The sequence below is a fragment of the Micromonospora sp. M51 genome, from assembly GCF_018070305.1.
Classification (GTDB): domain Bacteria; phylum Actinomycetota; class Actinomycetes; order Mycobacteriales; family Micromonosporaceae; genus Micromonospora; species Micromonospora parva.
This window is the reverse complement of sequence record NZ_JAGPXZ010000455.1, coordinates 1-4,992: the sequence shown is the minus strand read 5'-3', so window position 1 is coordinate 4,992 and position 4,992 is coordinate 1. Positions and strand designations below refer to the sequence as shown.

Sequence of the window (4,992 nt, the reverse complement as noted above, 5' to 3'; positions counted from 1 at the left end):
GCAGTGTGGTGAGGTACGCCCCACCCGGCACCGCCACGGCGAGCAGCACCCCGAGCACTGCCAGCCAGGCCAGCCCGCCGACGGCGAGCGCGGCCGGGCCGATCCGGCGGCGGGTCAGCGCGTACCAGGCGAACAGGACGGCGGCGGCGAGCGCCACAACGGCCAGCCGGTACCAGATCGGCCGGTACGGGTCGAGCAGCTCCGCGTACCCCGGTCGGATCGTGGTGATCGCCAGCCAGAGCAGTTGGGCGGCGACCGGCGCGGCGATGATCGGCACCAGGGCCAGCGCGAAGCCGGCGGCCAGCCGGCCGGTGCTGGCCCGGCCGCTGCGGCGGGTCAGCCAGGCCAGGGCGGCCACCGCGACCAGCGCGAGCACTGCCAACGGCAGGGTGAGCGTGCCCGGGTAGCGGACCAGCCCACCGGGGACGGGGAAGTAGGTGGCGTCGTGCCCGGAGCGCAGGTCGGTCAGGTCGACGCCGCCGAACTCCCGGGCCAGGCCCAACGCGTTGTCCCCGTGCTGCTGGAGGCTGCCCCGGTCCAGGGCGGCCGGAGTGTCCAACGGCGTGTGGTAGATCGCCCCGCCGTCGATGTACGCCGAGTTCAGCCCGACGAACTTCTGATCGAGGAAGGCGGTGAAGTCGGTGTCGTTGGGCAGCGCGCGGTAGATCTCCACAGCGAACGAGGTGCCGACCGGGTGGGGTGCGGCCCGGCCGAAGATGTCCACCAGCTTCGCGTTGTTCCGGGACGTCTCGAACATGATCACCGGCCCGGTGGAGCCCCGCGCCTCCAGGTTGAGCACCACCCCACCGTCGGCGGCGAGCGGATGACTGGCGGCGAACGCGGCGGCCCCGCAGAGGCACGCCTCCTCGGCGTCGGTCAGCACGAAGACGATGTCGTTGCGGGGCCGGGGGCCGGTGGTCAGCGCGCGGGCCACCTCCAGGATGGCCGACGTGCCGGCCGCGTCGTCGTTGCCACCCGGCCCGGTCTGCACCGAGTCGTAGTGGGCGACCAGGAAGACCCGACCGGTCGAGTCGGTACCGGGCAGCCGGGCCACCACGTTGCGGACCCGGGCGACCGTCGCGCCGCCCGCCGCGCCGCTGAGCTGACCGGCCTCCGGCGCCACCGTGTCCTGTACCTCGGCTTCCAGGCCCAGCCCGCGCAGCTGCTGCTCAAGGTGCGCCCGGACCTGCTCGTTGGCGGAGCTGCCGGCGACGTGGGACCGGGCGGCGATCACCTGGACGTCCTCGTACGCCCGGTCGGCGCTGAACGCGTCGGCCGGTGCGTCGGTCGGCCGGGGGGTCGGGGTGCGCAGGTCGAGCAGACTGCCGGCGCCGAGCGCGGTCAGCGCGACGAGCGCCGCCGCGGCGGCCACGAGCCGCCGGCGTGGCCGGGTCAGCGCGCGGTCGGCAGGGGGTACGCCCGGAATGGGACGGGGCCGCGTGCCCGTCTCGGCCGGGGTGGTGGATGCGCCCACGGGGACTCCTCGGGGATGGTGGGGCCTGGGGTGGGATCATCCTGCCCGTCGACGGCCGCGGATGGGACGGCCGGTCGCCCGACGTCCACCAACCGCCCGGTTTGTCACGGGGCGGGCAGTGATGCGGCCCATCCCCGCCCGCGCCGCAGGCGTCGTGTTGTGTGCGACCGTTGTCTAATACAGGATCAGCAGGGCACTCGGAAGGAGCCCGACATCACCAGCGAACTCCCGCGTCTCGCGGCGGTGACCCGGCCGCACCGGGGGGCCGGCTTGGCCGGTTCCCCAGTTGTGCCGTACCCGCACGGTGGCCTGGCGCGGCACGCCAACCTGCCGCCGGGTGAGCGGTTGCGGGTGCTGCTGGTGGAGGACGACGAAGGCGACGCCTTCCTGGTCGGTGAGCTGCTCGCCGAGACGAACTCGATGATCGACCTGCTGGTCGCCACCAGCCTCCGGGAGGCCCGGCAGCGGATCGGCGACGTCGACTGCGTCCTGCTCGACCTGGGCCTGCCGGACGCACAGGGCCTGGACGGGTTGCGCCAGCTGCTGGAGATGTCCAGTGGCGCCGCTGTCTGCGTGCTGACCGGCCGCACCGACGAGCACCTGGGCGTGGTGGCGGTCGCCGAGGGCGCACAGGACTACCTGGTCAAGGGCCAGGTCGACGGGGTGCTGCTGACCCGGGCGCTGCGCTACGCCGTGGAGCGTAAGCGCGCCGACGAGAACGCCCGCCGCCTGCGCGAGGTCGAGTTGCGCCAGGCCGAGTCGGCCCGCCTCGAACGTGGCCTGCTGCCCCAGCCGCTGATGACCACCGACCAGGTGGCGGTGCACACCTTCTACCGGCCCGGCCGGCACGCCGCGTTGATCGGCGGGGACTTCTTCGACGTGGTGCAGACGCACCCGGACCGCCTCGACCTGATCGTCGGCGACGTCTGCGGGCACGGGGTGGACGAGGCCGCGCTCGGGGTCGAGCTGCGGGTGGCCTGGCGGGCCCTGGTGCTCGCCCGGGTGCCGGACGACGAGGTGCTGCCCGCCCTGGAGCAGGTGCTGATGAGTGAGCGCCGCCTCCAGGAGATCTTCGCGACGGTGGCCACCGTCAGACTGGATCTGGACGCCAACCGGGCTACCGTCCGACTGGCCGGGCACCCGCCACCGCTGCTGCTCTCCGGCGGTCGGGTCGCCCCGGTGCCCGCCCCCGGCGGCCGGCTGCTGGGCGTACGACCCCGCCGGCCGACCGCCTACGACCTGGAGTTCGACACCGATGACTGGTCTCTGCTGATGTACACCGACGGCCTGATCGAGGGGCGGGTGGATGCCGGCGACGAACGGCTCGACGTGCCCGGCCTCAGCGGGTTGCTGGGCGAGCCGGCGAACCGTTCGGTGTCGCTGCCCGAGTTGCCGGCCTGGCTGGTCGGTCGGGCCGAGCAGCTCAACGGTGGCCCGCTCGCCGACGACGTGGCCATGCTGCTGGTCAGCCGGGGTGGTGGCCGGTGAAGCCGGTTATCGGCGGCTGGAGTCTGCGCCGCCGGGTGATCACCCTGCTCACCGTGGTGGGCCTGCTGCTGATCGGCCTGGCCAGCGCGGAGGCGGCGGTGGCCGCCCGCAACCGCACCCAGATCGACGCCGTGCTGAACCAGACCGGCCCGTTGCGGGTGCAGTCGCAGGAGTTGCTCAACGCGCTGCTCGACCAGGAGACGGCGATCCGGGGGTACGCGGTCAGCGGCGACCCGGCCGACCTGACCCCCTACGAGGAAGGGCTGGATCAGGAGAAGAGCGTGGTCGCCTCGATGCGGACGCTGCTCGACGACTATCCACAGATCGGCCACGAGCTGCGGATGGTCGAGGAGCAGACGGCGCAGTGGCGGCAGTCGGTGGCGGAGCCGGTGATCACCACCACCGAGCAGAGCGGCACCCGCGCCGGCCAGGCGTTGGTCACCGAACAGGCCCGGCAGCAGTTCGACCAGGTGCGGTCGGCGGTGAACGACCTCCAGGAGGAGATCCTGACCGCCCGGGAGCAGGCCGCCGCCAACGTGCGCACCAGCAGCAACGTGCTGGTCGTCCTCCTGATCGTGGCCGCGCTGGTGGTGGTCGTGGCCGGGGCGCTGCTGGTGCTCTCCCTGGACCGCATGGTCATCCGGCCCCTGATCGGGCTGGCCGACCAGGTCCGCGAGGTCGCCGAGGGTGACTACCAGCACGGCATCGCCACCACCGGCCCGCCGGAGTTCGTCCGGCTCGGCGAGGACGTCGACGCGATGCGGCAGAAGATCGCCGCCGACCTGGCCGAGGTCCGGGCCGCCCGCGAGCGCATCGAGTGGGTCAACAGCCAGCTCCAGAAGCAGGCCGAGGAGCTGACCCGGTCCAACCGTGACCTGGAGCAGTTCGCGTACGTGGCGTCCCATGATCTGCAGGAGCCGTTGCGCAAGGTCGCCAGCTTCTGCCAGCTGCTCCAGCGCCGGTACGCCGGGCAGCTCGACGAGCGGGCCGACCAGTACATCGCCTTCGCGGTGGACGGCGCGCAGCGGATGCAGCGCCTGATCAACGACCTGCTCGCGTTCTCCCGGATCGGGCGACTCACCACCGGCTTCGTCGAGGTCGACCTCAACAAGGTGATGGGCGACGTGGCCGGCCAGACCGAGGCCGCCCGGCAGTACGCCGACGCCGAGCTGACCTGGTCCGAGCTGCCGGTGATCTCGGGTGAGGAACCGCTGCTCACCAACCTGCTGGCCAACCTGGTCAGCAACTCGATCAAGTTCCGCCGCCCGGACGTGCCGTCGAAGGTGCACATCTCGGCCCGGTTGGTGGGAGCCGAGTGGGAGATCACCTGTCAGGACAACGGCATCGGGATCGAGCCGGAGTTCGCCGACAAGATCTTCGTGATCTTCCAGCGGCTGCACTCGAAGGACGCGTACCCGGGCACCGGCATCGGGTTGGCGATCGTCAAGAAGATCGTCGAGTACCACGGCGGTCGGGTCTGGGTGGACACCGACGTGCCGGAGGGCACCGCGATCCGGTTCACCCTGCCGGCACTCCCCGAGGACGTCGAGGCGGCCGCCGCAGCCGATGCCGCGGCGCAGCCGAACGCCCTGACCGTGGGCGACTCGACGGCCTCGACCGAGGCTCCGGCAGCGCCGACGGAGCAGGCGGGCGAGGCGGACCAGCCGGACCGGGCCGACGAGGCGACGGAAAGCGGTAGAACGGGTGACATGAGGGAGACGGTGGGATGACCGCGCCGGCGGATGGCAAGAGCCCGATCGAGGTCCTGCTCGTGGAGGACGACCCGGGTGACGTGCTGATGACCCAGGAGGCGTTCGAGGAACACAAGCTGCGCAACCGGCTGACCGTCGTCTCCGACGGGGCCGAGGCGCTCGCCTACCTGCGGCAGGAAGGCCAGTACGCCGACGCTGTGGCGCCCGACCTGATCCTGCTCGACCTCAACCTGCCCCGGCGCGACGGCCGGGAGGTGCTGGAGGAGATCAAGAAGGACGAGACCCTGCGGCGGATCCCGGTGGTGGTGCTCACCACCT

General features: G+C 72.4%; 4 protein-coding genes. 3 read left to right on the top strand and 1 reads right to left on the bottom strand.

Annotated features, from left to right (window positions below):
* The coding region (locus KBX53_RS21925) for a M28 family peptidase (protein ID WP_210861354.1) at positions 1-1,426 on the bottom strand (1,426 nt) is incomplete at its 3' end.
* A 336-nt stretch (positions 1,427-1,762) separates the two neighbouring features.
* Between KBX53_RS21925 and KBX53_RS21920 the strand changes: the two genes are divergently transcribed.
* From KBX53_RS21920 to KBX53_RS21910, 3 genes are all read left to right on the top strand, one after another.
* Entirely contained in the window at positions 1,763-2,962 is a 1,200-nt protein-coding gene (locus tag KBX53_RS21920) for a PP2C family protein-serine/threonine phosphatase (protein WP_210861350.1), read from the top strand.
* Positions 2,959-4,692, top strand: a complete 1,734-nt coding sequence (locus tag KBX53_RS21915) for an ATP-binding protein (protein WP_309140829.1) — start codon at positions 2,959-2,961, stop codon at positions 4,690-4,692. Before KBX53_RS21920 ends, KBX53_RS21915 begins: the two co-directional genes overlap by 4 nt.
* On the top strand, positions 4,689-4,992 hold a 304-nt coding region (locus KBX53_RS21910), incomplete at its 3' end, for a response regulator (protein WP_210861348.1). The genes KBX53_RS21915 and KBX53_RS21910, both read left to right, overlap by 4 nt.